Below are 18499 nucleotides of genomic sequence, written 5' to 3'. Positions count from 1 at the left end.
AGCTTTTATTTTAATAAGATTTTGTTGAGGGAGTAATAATGTTTTGTAAAGAAAAAGTTAGATTTTATATAAAAAAAGCTGCCAATCTTATGGCAGCGGAAATTTACTTCTGTAATGATTTATAATATTGACCTTTTTCAACGTATTGCGTGCGAATACGCTCCATATCTTTACGGTCTTCTTCTGTTAATTCACGAATGACTTTCGCGGGACGACCGAAAGCTAACGTGTTCGGCGGAATTTTCTTTCCTTGTGAAACGAGGCTTCCAGCGCCGATAAAAGCTCCTTCGCCAATTTCAGCACCATCTAATATAATAGATCCCATTCCAATTAAAGCATCTTTCTTAATATGGCAACTATGTAAAATGACTTGATGCCCAATTGTTACGTCGTTTTCTAAAATAAGAGGATACTGCGGGCTTTGGTGAAGTGTACATTGGTCTTGTACATTTACTCGGTCTCCAATGATTGTCGGTGACACATCACCACGGATGACTGTATTAAACCAAATACTTGATTCCTCGCCAACGGAAACATCGCCTGTAATCGTAACATAGTCAGCGATAAAAGCACTACTCGCAATTTTCGGTTTTTTTTCTTTGTAAGGATATATCATGTAAAGTCTTCCTTTCCTAGAGACTAGTTTTAGTGTATCAAATTATGAGAAAGAGTGAAATGGAGGAGAGCCGTATGTGGAATTATGAAGCGGAGGAAGCAAAAGCTGTCATTGTTATTGTGCACGGCGCAATGGAATATCACGGACGTTACGAAGCCGTTGCGGAAATGTGGAATCATATCGGCTACCACGTCGTGATGGGGGATCTTCCGTCACATGGAACGACTTCAAGAAATAGAGGACATATTGATTCATTTGATGAATACATAGAGGAAGTTAAATTATGGGTGAAAGAAGCAAGAAAGTATAGGTTACCTATTTTTCTATTCGGTCATAGTATGGGTGGTCTTATTGTCATTCGTATGATGCAAGAAACGAAGAGAGAAGATGTAGAAGGTATTATTTTGAGTTCGCCTTGTTTAGGGGTAGTGACTGGACCCTCTGCTCCGCTTCAATTTGCTTCAAGAATATTAAATGTTGTGGCTCCAAAATTGCAATTTGCAACGAATCTTACGGTGGAAATGTCAACACGTAACCATGAAGTGAGAGATGCAATGGAGAATGATTCTTTGTTCTTGCGCAAAGTATCAGTACGTTGGTATAGTGAATTGATTAAGTCTATCGAAATTGCTCATAAAAAAATAGATGATTTTCCAGATGTTCCGCTCTTGCTAATGCAAGCTTGTGAGGATAAACTTGTAGATAAAATACGTGTCCGCACTTGGTTTGATAATGTTAAAATAAGTGATAAGGCTTTTAAAGAATGGCCGAATTGTTATCACGAGCTATTAAATGAGTATGAGCGTGATGAAATTTTGAGTTATATTCAGTCATTTACTGAAATGCATGTCAATAATATAGTAAAAACAAACAAATAAATCATTATTTGTACATTTAATAGAGGAGATGAAGGAAGAAGTGAACGTACCGAGTAATCCCATAACGCTCATGGCGAAAGTATACCGTGATGTGTTTCCGGTTGTACACCATGAGCTAGCGATGTGGAAAGAGCGTGCCTACCATATTCCGAATGATGAGCTTCATAGTCAGGCAATCGCAAGTATTGAGCATAAAACGTTTCATTGTGAGGGCGGTGGCATTTTAGCTCTGCTAGCAAATGAACACCGAGAAGAATGTATTCGTTTTATCGTAGCGTATCAAACGATCAGCGACTATTTAGATAATTTATGTGATCGCAGTACATCACTTGATCCAAATGATTTTGCCGCACTGCATGAATCGATGTTAATGGCATTATCACCTGAAGTAGAAGGTGGCGGTAATTATTATCGTTATCGTGATGATCAAGATGATGGTGGTTATTTAGATGAACTTGTTGAAACATGCCAAGATGTTTTAAAGAAAACGAAGCACTATGACAAAATTGCTCCTGTTCTTCATGAACTTGCTTGTTATTATTGTGATTTGCAAATTCATAAACACGTGAAATTAGAAGAAAGAGAGCCGCGACTGAAAAATTGGTTTGAAGCACATAAAGAAAACTTACCTGAGATGAGTTGGTTTGAATTTTCAGCATGTGCCGGTTCTACACTTGGAATTTTCTGTCTTGTTGCATATGCATTTCATGATGAATTACATGATGAAGATATTGCGAAAATTAGACAAGGATACTTCCCTTACGTACAAGGACTTCATATTTTGCTTGATTATTTCATTGATCAAGAAGAAGACCGTATAGGCGGAGATTTGAATTTCTGTAGTTATTACGAAAACGAGCAAGCGATATTAGATCGGATGAAACACTTTGTAGAAGAAGCAGAGAAGAGCATTGGTGATTTGCCTCATGCGAAGTTTCATCGTCTCATAAGCAGAGGGTTACTTGGTATTTATTTATCAGATCAAAAAGTATCAGCACAAAAGAATATGCACAAAATGGCACGGCGCATTGTAAAGTACGGAGGCCTCACTTCACGATTCTTCTATTGGAACGGGAAGATGTACCGAAAGAAAACAGCGCAGTGATGAAGAAAACCACTAATTTAGTTAAAGACACTCTTATGAGTGTCTTTTTTGTTATTTTGAAAATGGCGTATTTTATCAGTATACAGAAAATAAAAAGGGTCCACGATCTGTTGTATATAGTAGGTGGTGGGCTTTTTCAGTAGCCTCATCTTAAGTAGGAACACTTTTTTTCACCTATCATACAATAACCCAGAAAATAACTTGCTGTTTTTTGTGAAAAGGAGTATGACAATTATGACTATAGTAGCTTTAATTACCATTTTATTACTTTCGTTATCCTCTAGTATAGATAATTTTGGAGTAGGGCTATCTTATGGGATTCGTAATATTCGAATAGGTTTTTTAGCTAACTTTATAATTGCAATTATTGCTTTTATTTTTAGTGAAATGGGTATTTTGTTTGGGCAATATATTTCAAAAGTTTTTCCAGGTACATTATCTGACGTTATTGGTACATTGTTTTTGTTTGTAATTGGTTTACGAATTATTTTAATGACAATTCCACAAAAAAAGAAGGCTAATCAAGAAGTACTTGATGAAGATGAATCTGTTTCGAATGTTATTACTGGATATTTAAAATCTCCTGAAAAAGCTGACCTTGATAGATCAGGGAATATTAGTTTTTTTGAATCTATTGTTCTTGGTATTGCTATATCGATGAATGCTCTAACGAATGGACTAGGTGCAGGTTTATTAAAATTATCTCCATTTGCTATTTCATTATCAGCAGCTGTATTCAGTTTTTTCACTGTTTGGTTAGGAGTTAAATTAGGAAAAAAAGTTGCAAATGTAAAAATTGGATCTTGGACATTAGGACAATTTAGCACAGCTTTAAGTGGATTTATATTATTATTAATCGCTGTACACAATTTGTTTTAAGTACAAATTGTGGTGAATACATTGGGGGGATTTAATTTTAATGGTGGGAAGTGTGTTATTGGCTGGAAAGATAAAAAAGTTATTAATAAAAAAGAAAATGCCATTGAAGATAGATAAGTGATCTAGAGAGAAATAAAAAGCATTTGTACAACGCGTGTACAAATGCTTTTTATTATGATCGTATTTTTGAAAATACATATATAAGAAGTTCAATCGCAAAAATCACTAATACAGATAGTCCGAATAAAGGCATGGCAGCGCCTAGTATAACCATCATGATAAAGAAAACGATTATGCTTTTCTTATCTCTTTGCTTTGGTGGTGCTGCTAATTTTCCTTTCGGCTTTCTTGCTAACCACATTTTTACTCCGTAATAAATAAGAAGTAGTAGAGATAATGTCGTTAGTAAGCATAATATTTTATTTGGCCATCCGAATAAATGTCCTTCATGAAGCGGGATGCCGTAAGTGAACCATTGTGCAAGTAATCCATAATCACGATAGTCCGTTTTTGAAATGAGTTCCCCGCTATATTGATCAAAGTAAGCTGTTATCTCTTCATTTGGTGCAACATGCATACCTGTAATACCAGAACCGCTCGATTTCGAAACGGTGAATACACCTTTCGGATCAGCTGGTAGTGAAATAACATATGGCTTCTTTATTTCAATTCCTTTTTGTAATTCATCGACAGAAATTGCTTTCGGTTCATTTGAATTTGATTCAGGCGGAGCTTCTTTTCTTGTTGCCCACGGCAATTCTTTTACCTTTGATTCAGGCGGCGCCATATACAATTTCGGATATCCGAGCGATTCATTCGACGACGCAATTTTATAAATTTGGTTACCCATAAATCCTGACCATGGCAATCCAGATGCGACTAGCAGAACGAGTGGAATTGTAAATATAATACCGATAATAGAATGACGTCGTTTTGCTTTTTCTCGCTTATTGGATGCCGGTTTGTTTTTGAACTGGCGTATACTCATGTACAACCCAGTCACGATTAAAAAGATAGTCCAGCATGCCGCAAGTTCTACAGTATAGTTGACGACAGTGCCACCAACTAAAAGAGAACTATGTAATTCCCGCATGATATTGGCAAACGTGTCACTTGCATTTTGATCCCCAACAATTTGATTATTACTATCTAAATACACATATTTTTGTTGTCCAGTATACTCATTTGCAATGGTAAGTCTCGTATTATAATCCCCATTAAACTCACTAATTTTCGCCACACTATAATGTGGATATTTTTTCTCTGTTAACGAAATAGAATCAGCCATCGAAATAGATTCTGTTTGAGCGCTCTTCCCAAAATATAAATCTTTATAGATGAAATCTTCAACTTCCTCTCGAAATAAATACCCAATTCCGCTCAGTGACAACGTAATAAGAAGTGGCGTAATAAAAAGCCCAGCATAAAAATGCCAACGCCAAAAAATGTAATGAAGCGAACGATTTACTTTCATACTTTCAGTTCCCCTAACCTTCCCTATATGAATAACTACTTATTTAATATAGCGAGATTAAGTGTGATTACTTTGAAAGAATTGTGAAGAAAGTTAAAAGTTTGTGGGATTTTTATTAAACATAAAACACATTTTAGAAGGAGTGTTTTCTATGTTTATGAAGATCTCTTTATATTTGATAAGTACATCCTAACAACCGCTTTCGCAAGACATTGAGAAGAATCAACAAAATCCTCACTAGCCACAACATTCAAATCAGTACATGCGATAATTGCGGTATCTACTTCATCCTTCAACTGCACAACGAGCGCGCTCCATAATTTGCGAGCTTCTTCAACTTCTCCGCTTTTAATATACATAATAATTTGATTAATCATCGTTTGCCATTTTTCATAATGAATGTATTCTATATTCCGTTTTGCAATCCCGTCTTGATAAATACCAGCTTGAACTGTCGCTTCCGTTGCAAGAAGAGCGACTCTTTTTGCAGTTTCAGGAATTGCTTGTAACGTTTCGTCAACTATATTTAAAATCGGGATAGAAAGAGAACGCTGTAATTCTTCAAAATAAAGATGCGCCGTATTGCACGGCATAGCGATAAAGCTTGCGCCAGTACTTTCAAGTTTTTGTGCTTCTTCAATAATCGCTTTTTTCATCGCTTCGTGATCAATTAGGGCGATCCATGTAAAACGGTGTTGGGCACGAATAAATCATCATATGAGGAAAGTCCATATCATGCTTTGCTCCGTATATTGTTTGGCACCCTGCTACAACTGTATCGACGAATGGTCCAGTTGATTTTGGCCCCATTCCTGCTAGTATTCCGATCATTGTGTCGTCTCCTTTAATATGTAATTAAAAACGTTTTTTGCGAACGATAAAAAGAAATAAGGTAAATAATAAAAATGAATATACGATAGCCCAAGCTGTGAGCCATAGTGTGTGAGTCAGTATATTATATTTGTATTGGCCAAGCATTAGAAAGCTTTCGACAGGTGGTAAAAACCATAATAACTCTTTTTTAAACCGGATAGATGCGATCGTTATAAGCAATATAAAGGTAAGGCTAAGCCAAGCAGTGCCTGTTTTTTGAATCATATTTCTAGTAAATAATGTTGCGATTGAAATTCCTAGTATAGAGAAAGACATGTGAGAGAGAAATCCGACTAGAAATAAAGAAACTGTCATTTTTTCATTAAACATTTGCAAAATAATTGGATAGATTACGGATATAAAAGATAATACAGTACAAATGAGAAGAGCTGTAATATATTTACCAACATATAATGCGGAAATATTATTTGTGTGAGAAATAGTAATTTGTTCTTGTACAGGGTCTTCAGTATGAAAAATTGTGACCGTAATCCAGGCAGATAATAAATAAAGCGCGAGAGCTGTTTCTAAATATGTCGGTACAATAGGAGTCGGTTTATATGTATATACAAAAAGCAAGCTCACAAAGTACATCGCAATAGGAGGGACATACTTATACGATTTTGTATAGTCGAGAAAATGGTAACGAATAAGCGCAAACATAATAAACCTTCTTTCGAGTTAAAAGTTAGGTTGTAGCAGTGTGATAGATGCTTTTTTATGTAATAAAAACTGAAGTATTTCGTTTGTATATTCTTTTTCGATTTGTAATTGAATAAGATTTTGATTTGCATTGTGTGCAACGTGTATAAAACCGGATTGCTTTTGTAGTTCTATTGCTGAAAATGTGTCGTGAACGATTGCCTCAATATAGACCTGTTCCGCTACTTTTTGTGCAGAGGTATTTTCTGCAATTGTATGATTTGCTAACGTCACAATTCTATCGGCGAAGTTTTCTAATAGTTGTTTTTCGTGACATGTGAAGAGTATAGATATACCTTGTTGTTTTAATGAGAGTAAAATATGTTCTAATTCTTGCTGAGAGTTAGGATCGAGCCCAGAAAGCGGTTCATCTAAAATTAATAAATGGACGTCCGTAAGTAATGCTTGCATAATACCTGTTTTTTGTTTCATACCTTTTGAAAAGTTTCGTACAACGGAATGTCTTGCATGATGTAAGTGAAAAGTCTCAAGGAGCATCGGAATTTTATTTCTTAAATATGTTGTTGATAAGCCGTGAATGCAGCCGAGATGAAATAAATAATCCGCTAATGTAAAACGAATTCCTTCAGGAAAATGTTCAGGTACATAACCAATTTGTATATGTTCTTTTCTTTTGAGTGTCCCTGCCGTAGGTGAAATAAATCCTGCAATTATTTTGAGCAGAGTACTTTTTCCAGTCCCGTTCCCGCCAATAATAGCGAGCGCTTCTCCTTCTGGAATGGATAAATCAATGTTGTCTAGTATAAGTGATTTGCTATACTTCTTTTGAATTCCCCTTAGTTCTACTAGCAAAGTTCTATCCTTCTTTCTTTAAATAGTGTATATATCCATTATATAGGAGAATAACAAAAAGACGTGCAGTGAGTGCACGTCTTTTTTTGTTATGTTTTGTCGAATCGTCGATATATCCGAGAAATCGTTGATATATTGTAAGTTATGATAGATATATCGAAAAAATCGTTTATATATCCCGAGTTACGATAGATATAATTGAAAAATCGTTGATATATTACCCCGCATTAACGGGCAGTAAAACTCCCACCTTAAAATTCGCCTGGAGCAAAGATGTTAGGTGGGAGATAAACTGCCCATAAATGCCCGATTGGTTCAACTAATAATCAGTGGGGATTTCCCCCACTGATTAAAGTTTCACTTTATCGTTTCTCAATCGCCACAATAAATGGCGGATTATTTTGCTGGTTAATGAAGCCATATCGCAGTACGTGAGCTTGTTTTTGGTCTAGTTCTTCTGCAAATTTGAGAACAGCGTCGCGTTCTACTTGTCCTTCTGGGTGTCCGTGGTAAATGACGAGGACGATGATACCTTCAGGTGCCATTACTTCTAGTAATTGTTCAATTGCCGAAATTGTTGAGTTCGGTTTTGTAACGATATGCTTGTCACCGCCAGGAAGGTAACCTAAGTTGAAGATAGCGCCTGTTACTTTTCCTTTTGCGTCTTCTGGTAGTACGGATAGAAGTGTATCGTGACTATCGTGAACTAAAACAGTACGTTCAAAAAGTTCTTTTTCTTTTAGACGAGTTGTTGAGCTTTCAATCGCTTCTTTTTGAATATCAAATCCAAATACTTTTCCGCTATCCCCAACAATTTCAGCTAGGAAGCAAGTGTCATGACCATTTCCAAGTGTTGCATCTACAGCGTAGTCGCCTTCTTTAACAGCCGTTTGCAGCAGTGTGCGAGCAAACGGTAATACACGTTCTAATTTCATTGTTGTTTCTCCTCATTTGCATATTTTCCTTGCCAGCTTCCGCGGCGTACAAATTCTGCATCGATGGAATTTAATACTTCCCATTTATTTAAGCTCCACATTGGACCAATCATTAAATCAGGTGGGCCGTCACCTGTGATACGGTGCACAATTACGTCTTCTGGAATAATTTCAAGTTGGTCAACAACAAGACTTACGTAATCCTCAAGAGAAAGGAATTCGAGTTGTCCTTTTTCATATTGCTTCACCATTGGCGTTCCTTTTAATAAGTGAAGTAAGTGGATTTTAATTCCTTGTACATCAAGTTTCGCTACTTCACGAGCTGTTTCCATCATCATGTCGTAATCTTCAAGTGGAAGACCGTTAATAATATGAGAGCAAACTCTAATGCCGTGCTTACGTAATTTATTTACGCCTTCCACGTAAGACGGATAATCGTGAGCGCGATTAATAAGGTTTGCAGTGCGTTCATGAACGGTTTGTAGTCCAAGTTCAACCCAAAGATACGTACGTTTATTTAAGTCCGCTAAATATTCAACGACATCGTCTGGTAAACAATCTGGACGAGTTGCGATAGAAAGACCGACAACATCTTTTTCTGCTAGAAGCGGTTCGAATTTTTCTTTTAACACTTCAAGTGGTGCGTGTGTATTTGTGTACGCTTGGAAATAAGCGATACATTTTCCATCTTTCCACTTTGAGCGCATTTTTTCTTTCATTTCATGATATTGTGTTATAACATCATCGCGGCGATCACCAGCGAAGTCGCCAGATCCGGCAGCGCTGCAAAATGTACAACCACCGTAAGCAACTGTACCATCACGGTTCGGACAATCGAAGCCAGCATCTAATGAAACTTTAAAGATTTTTTCACCAAATTCATTTCGTAAATGGTAATTCCATGTATGATAACGTTTATTGTCGTTTGTATATGGAAAAGGGTTTTGAACCTTCATTATTTTCCCTCCTAAGCCGAGTCAAAATGAAACAAAATCCATTATAACATACTCATAAGGTAGAGATGGAAGGGACACACTAAAGGGGAATTGAAGCAAGGAGGGACAATTATGGCAGAGCGTCAATCACTTGAATCGTATATTACACAAGCGGAACAAGCGGTGGAATATGCAAAAGAACAATTAGAACAAGGCATGAGACAAGAGCATTACAATACGATGGAGTATTCAGATGCACAGTTACAATTAGAACAAGCGTATAACGATTTACAAACGATGCAACAACATGCGAATGATGAGCAACGTGAGCAATTAAATAGAGCACGTATGGCAATTCGCCAAGTGCAACATCAAATGATTATTACACCGCACTAATAAGGAGTGAATGTAATGGCGAAACGTTCAGATCAAAATAACCCAGAGCAAAAAACACAAAATGGACATAACGCTGAGTTTTCGAATGAACTTGATCCCATTGTTCAAGTAAAACAGCGTAATAGTAAAAAAGGACAACCTCAAAAATCAAAACAATCAGAGTAAACCAGGTCGAAATATGACCTGGTTTTATTTTGCTATATGACAATAGTGTAAGATTTCTGTAAGGTTTGCCGATAGTTGTAATTGTCCTTTTCCAGTAGAGTAAGGGAGGATTAAATTTTGGACAAGGAGCTGCTTTATGGGGAACAATATTACAAACAAACGAATTGATGAGTTAGATTACATTCGTGGCTTCGCATTACTGGGGATTATTTTAGTAAATATTTTAGCACTACTTAATATTAAAACTCCAGATCCTAATACAGTAGATGCTAGCTATCAAAGGTTTCTATACTTATTTGTAGAAGGTCGTTTCTTCTCGATTTTCTCATTCTTATTTGGAGTGGGATTCTATATCTTCATTACAAGAGCGATTGCGAAAGGGAAAAATGGATATGTTCTATTTTTCCGCCGCGTAGTTGCATTATTTATTTTTGGTTTAATTCATCAAATGTTTCAGCCTGGAGAAGCACTAGCGTTATACGCAATTTGTGGGTTAATCGTTTTGCCGTTTTATAAAGCGAAAAAAGAAGTGAACCTAGCACTAGGACTTATTTTGACAATTGCCTTCAGTGTAATGGGAGTTAAAGAACTATTACCACTTGGCTTAATTTTATTAGGACTTGCTGCAGGACAATATCGTGTATTTGAAAATCTTTCAAAAAACATAAAGCAAGTCGCTATTTTTACAGGCATTATGTTTGTTTTAAGTGTGGCAGCTGTATGGTATCAATATGGACACGTGCCTGCTGGCCCATTTGTAAATATGATATTGATGAATGAAGATGGAACAATGGATGCTGCAAGCCAGTTTCTAAAAATTGGTATTACTGTTGGACCAATTATTTCAGCTTTCTATGTAGGAGCATTAATTTTATTACTTCAGTTAAAACCAGTTCAAACATTATTAGCACCATTGAAATACTACGGTCGTATGGCTTTAACAAATTATATCGGACAAACGGCAATGATTTTAATTGCTGGTAGTGTATTTAACTTTGCAGGTAACTTAACATACATGCAGACGCTATATGTATGTATCGCAATTTATGCAATTCAAATTGTGTTTAGTGTAATTTGGATGAAAATCTTTAAAATGGGTCCATTAGAATGGGTTTGGCGTGTTATTACGTACTGGACGGTAACACCTTTAAAGAAATAAAGTGAAACTTTAATCAGTGGGCTGTTCCTTTCGCGGAACAGCCTATTTTTATTGTCATCTTTTGTCGATAAGTCGATATATTTTGGTAATCGCTGATAAAAGTGTAAGAATCGCCGATATATTTGAAAAAACCGCTGATATATTTTAACAATCGCCGATATAATTTCATTTACCAATTTACTATGTCGAAATGTGAACTAGTATGAAAAGCCAACCTTACACGCATCCATTTTCTATCTTACAAAAGTGTAAGGTAATTGTAATGTTAACAAATAGCAGTTCACTTCTAAAAAGCGCAAAATAGGTAATGGAAAAACAAGCGTAGGAGGATATATATGACGAAACCAGTTGTAGACGTGAAAAACGTTCAAAAAGTGTACGGTAAAAAAGGTGAGAACCAATCACACGCGTTAAAAGGTGTGTCATTCTCAATTCAAGAGGGTGAGTTTGTTGGAATTATGGGACCATCTGGTTCTGGTAAAACGACATTATTAAATGTAATTTCAACGTTAGATAAGGCAACAGGTGGCGTTGTTGAAATTGCGGGAACGGATATTACAAAAATGAAGCAAGGTGAGCTTTCAGATTTCCGTTCGCAAAAATTAGGATTTATCTTCCAAGATTTTAACTTATTAGAGAACTTATCTATTTATGAAAACATTGCACTTCCACTTTCTCTTCAAGGTGTCGCATCACGTAACATTGGACCAAAAGTCGAGAAAGTAGCGGATATGTTAGGAATTACAGAAATACTTCAAAAGTACCCATCTGAAGTATCTGGTGGGCAAAAGCAACGTTCGGCAGCAGCGCGTGCTTTAGTGCATGAGCCGGCAATTATTTTAGGGGACGAGCCAACAGGAGCGCTTGATTCTAAAAATGCAACGAGTTTACTTGATGCGATGACAAACTTAAATAAAGATCAAGGCGTATCGATTATGATGGTTACGCATGATCCATATAGCGCAAGTTACTGTCAGCGTATTTTATTCATTCAAGATGGTGAGCTATATAAAGAAATTCATCGCGGTGGTACGCGTGAAGAGTTCTACAAAGAAATTTTAGATGTACTTGCAGATTTAGGTACACAAAAGGCGTAAGAAAGGAGGTTCCAGTATGTTATTTAAACTTTCCATGTCGGGGCTGAAAAGTAAGCTGAAAGATTATATCGTCTTACTTGTCGGTCTTGTCATGTCGATTTCAATTTTTTACATGTTCCAAACGTTAGCACTGAATAAAGCATTTTTAGAATCTAATTCAGTGATTAAATCTATTGGATTCGTATTCCAAGCAGGATCATTTTTATTAGCAATTATAACGTTCTTCTACATTTTATATGCAAACTCTTTCTTATTATCTCTTCGTCAAAAAGAGTTCGGTATGTATATGATGTTAGGTGCGAAAAAACATAAAGTTACATTACTTATGTTTATTGAAACAATCGTATTAGGTGCTGCGTCTCTTGCAATCGGGATTGCAGTTGGAGTAGGACTTGCAGAAGGTATTGGACAGTTATTAATGAAACAGCTTGAATTTGCTGGTGAAGGGTATAAAGCATTTTATCTACCATCTATGACTGTTACTTGCATCTTCTTCTTTGCACTATTTGTATTATCAGCAATTATGAACAGTATTAAATTGTCACGTATTTCTGTATTGCAACTAGTACATGCAGATGCACAAACAGAGCGTGTTGCAGTAAAAGGTAAAAAGACAGTTGTAGTGGCATTCCTTGCTGTTATTTTATTAGGTATAGGTTATGCATCTATGATCTATATGGAAAAACTAAAAGAGATGGGAATCCTTATTGCATTAATTACAACGACAGCTGGTACTTACATGCTATTTGGCTCACTTCTTCCAGTCATTATTAAAAAGTTAAAAAGTAATAAAAAGCGTAGTGAAAAAGGACTTAATGCTTTTACATTTGCACAATTAAACTTCCGAATTAATAGTTTAACAAAAGTACTTGCAACAGTGGCAATGTTAGTTGCACTTGGAGCTGGTGCAATTTCAGGTGGTATGGCATTTAAAAATAACGTTATAAAAATGGTAGATGGTTTAGTAATATATGATTCAGTAGTTCATAATCCAACAGCTGAAGAAAAGAAAATTTTAGATGGTATTACATTTAAAGAGAAAAGCGAATATCGTTATAAAGTTGATGATAAATACGTTTACTATGTAAAAGAAGATTTAGAGAAAAATCGTCCTTTCGTAAAAGATATGGCAAAGATGAAGTCTATGAAGGATTTAGTAAATACGAAAAAAGTTTCAGAGGAACTACCGGTAGGTGCAGTTTCTAGAGAGATGAATCAAAAAGATGCGAATACTAAAGAACTTTCAGCGGAATGGACAGATGCTTTTAGTACAATCCATCCATATTATTTATACAATGATCATGCAATTAAAATTGTAGATCAAAAAATGTATGATGGGATAAATGGTAAAGAAGGTATAGCATTTATCGGAAAAACAGATGATTTTTTAACATATAAAAAAGAATGGAAAAAACTTGACGAGTTGCAGCTAGATAAATATAAAAATGTAAAAGCTGAACAAATGGATAGTAAATATCAAGCTTATAGTGGGTTCTATGGCATTGCGAGTGGAACAGTATTTATGGGATTCTTCCTTGGAATTGCGTTCTTAGCAATGATGGCAAGCTGTCTTATGTTTAAAATTCTTTCTGGTGCATCAAAAGATATTACGCGTTATCAAATGCTGCGTAAAATCGGTGTGCGCCGTGAGTTACTAACGAAATCGATTTATAAAGAGCTATTCTTAGTATTCTTATTCCCAGCAATTGTGGGTATCGCTCACGTATTAGTTGGTATGAATATTTTCGGATTTATTTTAATCGATCCGTACTTCCGTATTTGGGTACCAATTGTAATTTTCGTAGTTATTTATGCGATTTATTACTTCATTACAGTTCAATTGTATAAAGGAATTGTTCTTCCGAAAGAAGATTAATAATAAAAACCGAGCAAAAACGCTCGGTTTTTATTATTTTCAGAAAAAATACTTTAATGTTACTGAAATGTATAATATAATGTAAGTAAGTAACGTAATATAAAAGTAGAAGTAGCTGTATAAGGAAAGGAGGAATCCAATCTGTAGAAAGAAGCTGAACTTTTATCCCCACATTTTTTTACCGCAACGTATTTATACAATCGTAAGTTTCCACATTGAAAGTTTTCAGAACCACCTGAGTATATTGTGAAAATAATGGATAACACATGGAAATCTCATAGCATGATAAGGTAAAATGGACAACATAATGAGAAAATTACCGTTCATAAGATGAGGAGAATACATGTATGGAAGTTGTAGAGGCATTAAAAGATATAAGCCAAATTGAGGCTATGAAAAAATATTTAAAAGAGCACTCCCAGCGAGATTATCTTTTATTTGTTATTGGAATTAACACAGGATTAAAAATTACAGAACTACTTAGCATGAAATTTGAAGATGTATTAAATGAAGACGGGACTGTTAAAGAGTTTTATGCTCTTCCTGTGAAAGATGAAAAATTTAAACAAGATATTTATTTAAATACAAAAGTAAAAGAAGCGCTTTTAGATTACGTACAATCTATTGGCGTTAAAAGAGAAAATTACGTATTTCAATCTAATAAAACGCCAAATTCAATTACGCGCCAACAAGCGTATCGTGTAATTCATAATGCTGCAGAAGCAGTTGGAGTTGTTGGTAAAATCGGAACGAATTCAATGCGAAAAACGTTCGGATTTCATGCGTACAAAAGAGGGATAGCGATTGCGCTATTGCAAAAACATTTTCATCACGCGACTCCATCAGAGACACTAAAGTATTTAGGTATCTCAAAGGATGAGAGCTTTAAAACGGAGATTGATGTCGATTTATAAAAGCCGTAACTAAAAAATTAGGAGGCGGAAAATATGAATATTAGAGAGAGTGAACTGCCGGGTATTGGATGTAAGTTTGAAGTGATTACAAAAGGTAATGAAAAGATGGTTATCGTTATTCATGATGATGGCCGAAGAGAAATGTACCATTTTGATGCTGATCATGAAGAGAGTATTTCAAGCGTCTCTCTTCGTGATTCTGAAGCGAGACAAATTGCAGCTATATTGGGCGGAATGGTATATAGGCCACAAGCTTTAGATACGATTGAAATGGCTTTTGAGGGATTATCAATTGAGTGGTTTAAGGTGGAAAATAATGCACCAGTTGTACAAAAAACAATTGGTAGTTTACATGTTCGAAACACATATAACGTAACGATTATTGCCATTTTGAAAAAGAATATGAAGAAGTTCTTTAATCCAGGCCCAGATTCTATCATTGAAGCTGGCGATATGCTCGTATTATCAGGTGAAAGACATGAAGTGAAAAGAATTATTAATGAGTTGCTTTCAGTAGGAGGGGATTCATAATCGATGGATACTTTAATCTTTGAAGTTGGAACTGCGTTAGTATTAGTCGCTTTTGCAGCTATTCTCGCTGCAAAGTTAAAGTTCTCGATTATTCCGTTTCTTATTATACTCGGTATGCTAGTGGGGCCTCATGCCCCAGATTTAGGGCTTATCGATTTAAGATTTATTGAAAGTGGAGAAGTTATTTCCTTCCTCGGCCGTGTTGGCGTCATATTCCTCCTATTTTACTTAGGTTTAGAATTCTCAATTAAAAAATTAATTAAATCAGGAAAATCAATTGCTTTTGGGGGAACTGTTCATATATCGCTTAATTTTATATTAGGTTTACTTTACGGATATATAATGGGTTTCCCCTTATTAGAAACATTAATTATTGCTGGGATCATAACAATTTCATCGAGTGCAATTGTTGCGAAAGTAATTGTTGATTTAAGAAGATCTGGTAATAAAGAGACGGAGCTAATTTTAGGAATCATTATGTTTGATGATATCTTTTTAGCGGTATATTTATCAGTCGTTTCAGGATTAGTACTTGGAGGGGCAACATCATTTGTAGGTGCTCTTACATCTATTTTAATCGCAGTAGGTTATATGCTACTATTCTTTGTAGTTGCTAGGAAAGCTACACGGTTTTTAAATAAAATGTTAGATATTTCGTCCAATGAAATTTTTATTATTGTAATATTCGCTATTTTGTTCTTTGTAGCAGGATTTTCAGAAACGATTCATGTTGCAGAGGCAATTGGAGCATTATTACTAGGACTCGTTTTTTCTGAAACAGAGCATAGTGATCGAATTGAACAGCTTGTCGTTCCGTTTCGTGATTTCTTTGGAGCTATATTCTTTTTCAGCTTCGGTTTAAGTATAGACCCATTTTCACTTGGCGGAGCAGTGTGGTTGGCATTAGGAGCAGTTTTCATTACTCTTATCGGTAATTTTACTGCTGGAATGGTTGCGGGGCGTAAAGCTGGGTTATCGCATAAGGCTTCTACGAATATCGGTTTAACACTTGTATCACGCGGAGAATTTTCTATTATCGTCGCGAATATTGGAATTGCGGGTGGCTTAATGGCAGCGATTAAACCGTTCTCAGCTTTGTATGTTTTAATATTAGCATCGTTAGGACCTTTGTTAACGAAAGAATCTGGGAGAATATACTCGCTACTAGATAAGGTGTTTAAATGGAGTGCTAAAGAACGTGTGAAGCGAGAAAAGGAAGTTGGATAGTACAAATAAGGGTAGACTGCATGAAAATTTCATGCAGTCTACCCTTTTATATATTGTTACTGTTGTCGTTTTTTGTCGGTAAGTCGATATATTTTAATAATCGCTGATATATTTGTAGTTGCGCCGATATATTCTGATAATCGCTGATATAATCCAAGAAGCAACCAATATAAATTCATTTACCGACGAACTATTATCTGAATTTCATCAACTATTAATCAGTTGCCTTCCTATTTAAAAACGACTACAATTTTACTGTTATATATATGAACGAAAAAAATAGAATAGGAGGGGAAGCTATGCCAAGGAAAGTATGGCTATTAGTAGCTGGGATGATTATTAATGTCACGGGTGCTTCTTTTTTATGGCCTTTTAATACAATTTATTTACATGATCACTTGGGAAAATCTTTATCTGTGGCCGGAATGGTATTAATGATCAACTCGCTTACTGGTGTAATCGGAAACTTGCTCGGCGGTGTTTTATTTGATAAATGGGGCGGTTATAAATCAACTTTAGTAGGGATTGTGATTACACTTGTATCAATTTTAGGTCTTGTGTTCTTCCACGGTTGGCCGTTATATGTTGTATGGCTAGCGTTAATCGGCTTCGGTTCTGGAATGGTCTTCCCATCGATGTATGCGATGGTTGGTACGGTTTGGCCAGAAGGCGGAAGACGGGCATTTAATGCGATGTACGTTGGACAAAATGTTGGTATTGCGATCGGAACAGCATGTGGTGGATTAGTTGCATCGTATCGTTTTGATTATATTTTCTTAGCGAACTTTATTTTATACTTTGTTTTCTTCTTAATTGCTTTTATTGGATTCCGCGGTATGGAAGACAAGAAAGAGCCAGGAGTGCAAAAAGAAGTCGAAACGAAAAAAGGGTGGTCACTTACACCTGGATTTAAAGCACTTCTTATCGTGTGTGTAGCATATGCTTTATGCTGGGTTACATACGTACAGTGGCAAGGAGCGATTGCAACACATATGCAAGAATTGAATATTAGCCTTCGTCACTATAGTTTATTATGGACGATAAACGGAGCGATGATTGTTTGTGCGCAGCCACTTGTTAGTATGCTAATTCGCTGGATGAAGCGTTCTTTAAAACAGCAAATTATGATTGGAATCTTCATTTTTGCAGCTTCATTCATTGTGTTAAGTCAAGCGCAACAATTTACGATGTTCCTCGTTGCGATGGTAACATTAACAATAGGTGAGTTATTTGTATGGCCTGCGGTTCCAACGATTGCAAATATACTTGCACCAAAAGATAAATTAGGTTTTTATCAAGGGGTTGTAAATAGTGCGGCGACTGTAGGGAAAATGTTCGGGCCAGTCGTTGGCGGAGCAATTGTGGATTTATACAATATGGAAGTATTGTTTATAGCAATCATGGTAATGCTTGTAGTAGCGCTTATAGCAACGAGCATTTATGATAAACGAGTAAAAGTAGAAGAAACAGTTGAAGAAAAAATTGCAGTTTAGTTTGACGGAACATGTAACATGTTTTAGAATATATTTAAATAAAACAACCTTTAGAACAAGGGAGATAGCTCGGCTGTCTTAAGATGAATTCGTTAGTTATTAAGAGTAACGATTAACCGAGAAGTCCTCGCTTTAAGTAAGCTCTTAAGAGATACTAGGTGAAGGATAGTTCACGTAACTTATATGTGTAATAACAGTGAGAAGGAGTAGTAGTAATAGAAGCTGGTTTAGAGAGTTGACGGTCGGTGCAAGTCAATCCACGTTTCGTTATGAACTCGCCTTTGAGTTGCAGTTGTGAAACTAATAGTAGCAATTGCCGTTAATCCACGTTACGGATCTAAGCGAATGTATATTTGTACATTAATTTAGGGTGGTACCGCGGGAATCTATAACCTCTCGTCCCTTTTTAGGGATGAGAGGTTTTTTGTATT

Annotated in this window: 18 protein-coding genes, 1 pseudogene and 1 other annotated feature; of the genes and pseudogenes, 12 read left to right on the top strand and 7 right to left on the bottom strand. The window is 35.9% G+C overall.

Annotated features, from left to right (window positions below):
* Nucleotides 1-103: 103 nt before the first annotated feature.
* Complete coding sequence (locus tag ACS2CR_RS01300; RefSeq protein WP_000640186.1) at nt 104-616, bottom strand: gamma carbonic anhydrase; 513 nt, start codon at nt 614-616, stop codon at nt 104-106.
* A 74-nt stretch (nt 617-690) separates the two neighbouring features.
* Between ACS2CR_RS01300 and ACS2CR_RS01295 the strand changes: the two genes are divergently transcribed.
* From ACS2CR_RS01295 to ytaF, 3 genes are all read left to right on the top strand, one after another.
* Nucleotides 691-1494, top strand: coding sequence for an alpha/beta hydrolase (locus tag ACS2CR_RS01295; protein ID WP_000267423.1), 804 nt, complete (start codon nt 691-693; stop codon nt 1492-1494).
* 40 nt (nt 1495-1534) lie between these two features.
* Complete coding sequence (locus tag ACS2CR_RS01290) at nt 1535-2599, top strand: tetraprenyl-beta-curcumene synthase family protein (protein ID WP_001102461.1); 1065 nt, start codon at nt 1535-1537, stop codon at nt 2597-2599.
* Nucleotides 2600-2833: 234 nt separating this feature from the next.
* Complete coding sequence (gene ytaF, locus ACS2CR_RS01285; RefSeq protein WP_000156906.1) at nt 2834-3478, top strand: sporulation membrane protein YtaF; 645 nt, start codon at nt 2834-2836, stop codon at nt 3476-3478.
* A 172-nt stretch (nt 3479-3650) separates the two neighbouring features.
* Here ytaF and ACS2CR_RS01280 read toward each other — a convergent pair whose 3' ends face one another.
* The 6 genes and pseudogenes from ACS2CR_RS01280 to ACS2CR_RS01255 form a co-directional block, all read right to left on the bottom strand.
* Nucleotides 3651-4952: a PepSY-associated TM helix domain-containing protein gene (locus ACS2CR_RS01280; RefSeq protein ID WP_053514567.1), complete on the bottom strand. Its 1302-nt coding sequence runs from the start codon at nt 4950-4952 to the stop codon at nt 3651-3653.
* A 155-nt stretch (nt 4953-5107) separates the two neighbouring features.
* Nucleotides 5108-5783, bottom strand: a pseudogene (locus ACS2CR_RS01275) (aspartate/glutamate racemase family protein).
* A gap of 24 nt (nt 5784-5807) precedes the next feature.
* On the bottom strand, nt 5808-6488 hold the full coding sequence (locus tag ACS2CR_RS01270; RefSeq protein ID WP_000457775.1) for a hypothetical protein: 681 nt from the start codon (nt 6486-6488) through the stop codon (nt 5808-5810).
* Nucleotides 6489-6506: 18 nt separating this feature from the next.
* Nucleotides 6507-7340, bottom strand: a complete 834-nt coding sequence (locus tag ACS2CR_RS01265) for an ABC transporter ATP-binding protein (RefSeq protein WP_000959746.1) — start codon at nt 7338-7340, stop codon at nt 6507-6509.
* 362 nt (nt 7341-7702) lie between these two features.
* Nucleotides 7703-8275, bottom strand: coding sequence for a class I SAM-dependent methyltransferase (locus tag ACS2CR_RS01260; RefSeq protein WP_000764497.1), 573 nt, complete (start codon nt 8273-8275; stop codon nt 7703-7705).
* Nucleotides 8272-9231: a TIGR01212 family radical SAM protein gene (locus ACS2CR_RS01255; RefSeq protein ID WP_000868034.1), complete on the bottom strand. Its 960-nt coding sequence runs from the start codon at nt 9229-9231 to the stop codon at nt 8272-8274. The genes ACS2CR_RS01260 and ACS2CR_RS01255 overlap by 4 nt, the downstream gene beginning before the upstream one ends.
* Nucleotides 9232-9342: 111 nt before the next feature.
* Here ACS2CR_RS01255 and ACS2CR_RS01250 point away from each other — a divergent pair, with 111 nt between their 5' ends.
* From ACS2CR_RS01250 to ACS2CR_RS01210, 9 genes are all read left to right on the top strand, one after another.
* A complete protein-coding gene (locus ACS2CR_RS01250) occupies nt 9343-9606 on the top strand; it encodes a YtzC family protein (protein WP_053514566.1) in 264 nt (87 codons plus the stop codon).
* Between the two features lie 15 nt (nt 9607-9621).
* Nucleotides 9622-9771 (top strand): hypothetical protein, encoded by a 150-nt coding sequence (locus ACS2CR_RS01245; protein WP_001129340.1) that lies wholly within the window; start codon nt 9622-9624, stop codon nt 9769-9771.
* Between the two features lie 136 nt (nt 9772-9907).
* Nucleotides 9908-10930, top strand: coding sequence for a DUF418 domain-containing protein (locus tag ACS2CR_RS01240; protein WP_053514565.1), 1023 nt, complete (start codon nt 9908-9910; stop codon nt 10928-10930).
* 335 nt (nt 10931-11265) lie between these two features.
* Nucleotides 11266-12027: an ABC transporter ATP-binding protein gene (locus ACS2CR_RS01235; RefSeq protein ID WP_000165837.1), complete on the top strand. Its 762-nt coding sequence runs from the start codon at nt 11266-11268 to the stop codon at nt 12025-12027.
* A gap of 16 nt (nt 12028-12043) precedes the next feature.
* Nucleotides 12044-13903, top strand: a complete 1860-nt coding sequence (locus tag ACS2CR_RS01230) for an FtsX-like permease family protein (RefSeq protein WP_050822136.1) — start codon at nt 12044-12046, stop codon at nt 13901-13903.
* A gap of 347 nt (nt 13904-14250) precedes the next feature.
* Nucleotides 14251-14817: a tyrosine-type recombinase/integrase gene (locus ACS2CR_RS01225; protein WP_000454205.1), complete on the top strand. Its 567-nt coding sequence runs from the start codon at nt 14251-14253 to the stop codon at nt 14815-14817.
* A 33-nt stretch (nt 14818-14850) separates the two neighbouring features.
* Complete coding sequence (locus ACS2CR_RS01220; RefSeq protein ID WP_001026053.1) at nt 14851-15348, top strand: cation:proton antiporter regulatory subunit; 498 nt, start codon at nt 14851-14853, stop codon at nt 15346-15348.
* A gap of 3 nt (nt 15349-15351) precedes the next feature.
* Nucleotides 15352-16575 (top strand): cation:proton antiporter, encoded by a 1224-nt coding sequence (locus ACS2CR_RS01215; RefSeq protein WP_000380174.1) that lies wholly within the window; start codon nt 15352-15354, stop codon nt 16573-16575.
* A gap of 299 nt (nt 16576-16874) precedes the next feature.
* The gene (locus ACS2CR_RS01210; RefSeq protein WP_001137561.1) at nt 16875-18068 is read left to right on the top strand and encodes an MDR family MFS transporter; all 1194 of its coding nucleotides are present in this window, start codon (nt 16875-16877) and stop codon (nt 18066-18068) included.
* Nucleotides 18069-18255: 187 nt separating this feature from the next.
* Nucleotides 18256-18475, top strand: a binding site (T-box leader).
* The last annotated feature ends 24 nt before the right edge of the window (nt 18476-18499 follow it).

Origin of the sequence: Bacillus cereus group sp. BceL291 (genome assembly GCF_051776705.1) — a bacterium.
GTDB lineage: Bacteria > Bacillota > Bacilli > Bacillales > Bacillaceae_G > Bacillus_A > Bacillus_A cereus.
This window is presented reverse-complemented; position numbering and strand designations above follow the sequence as displayed.

Coding starts and splice junctions, on each gene's coding strand:
- ACS2CR_RS01300 (WP_000640186.1), bottom strand. CDS start 616: ATGATATATCCTTACAAAGAAAAAAAACCGAAAATTGCGAGTAGTGCT.
- ACS2CR_RS01295 (WP_000267423.1), top strand. CDS start 691: ATGTGGAATTATGAAGCGGAGGAAGCAAAAGCTGTCATTGTTATTGTG.
- ytaF (WP_000156906.1), top strand. CDS start 2,834: ATGACTATAGTAGCTTTAATTACCATTTTATTACTTTCGTTATCCTCT.
- ACS2CR_RS01280 (WP_053514567.1), bottom strand. CDS start 4,952: ATGAAAGTAAATCGTTCGCTTCATTACATTTTTTGGCGTTGGCATTTT.
- ACS2CR_RS01270 (WP_000457775.1), bottom strand. CDS start 6,488: ATGTTTGCGCTTATTCGTTACCATTTTCTCGACTATACAAAATCGTAT.
- ACS2CR_RS01260 (WP_000764497.1), bottom strand. CDS start 8,275: ATGAAATTAGAACGTGTATTACCGTTTGCTCGCACACTGCTGCAAACG.
- ACS2CR_RS01255 (WP_000868034.1), bottom strand. CDS start 9,231: ATGAAGGTTCAAAACCCTTTTCCATATACAAACGACAATAAACGTTAT.
- ACS2CR_RS01250 (WP_053514566.1), top strand. CDS start 9,343: ATGGCAGAGCGTCAATCACTTGAATCGTATATTACACAAGCGGAACAA.
- ACS2CR_RS01245 (WP_001129340.1), top strand. CDS start 9,622: ATGGCGAAACGTTCAGATCAAAATAACCCAGAGCAAAAAACACAAAAT.
- ACS2CR_RS01240 (WP_053514565.1), top strand. CDS start 9,908: ATGGGGAACAATATTACAAACAAACGAATTGATGAGTTAGATTACATT.
- ACS2CR_RS01235 (WP_000165837.1), top strand. CDS start 11,266: ATGACGAAACCAGTTGTAGACGTGAAAAACGTTCAAAAAGTGTACGGT.
- ACS2CR_RS01230 (WP_050822136.1), top strand. CDS start 12,044: ATGTTATTTAAACTTTCCATGTCGGGGCTGAAAAGTAAGCTGAAAGAT.
- ACS2CR_RS01225 (WP_000454205.1), top strand. CDS start 14,251: ATGGAAGTTGTAGAGGCATTAAAAGATATAAGCCAAATTGAGGCTATG.
- ACS2CR_RS01220 (WP_001026053.1), top strand. CDS start 14,851: ATGAATATTAGAGAGAGTGAACTGCCGGGTATTGGATGTAAGTTTGAA.
- ACS2CR_RS01215 (WP_000380174.1), top strand. CDS start 15,352: ATGGATACTTTAATCTTTGAAGTTGGAACTGCGTTAGTATTAGTCGCT.
- ACS2CR_RS01210 (WP_001137561.1), top strand. CDS start 16,875: ATGCCAAGGAAAGTATGGCTATTAGTAGCTGGGATGATTATTAATGTC.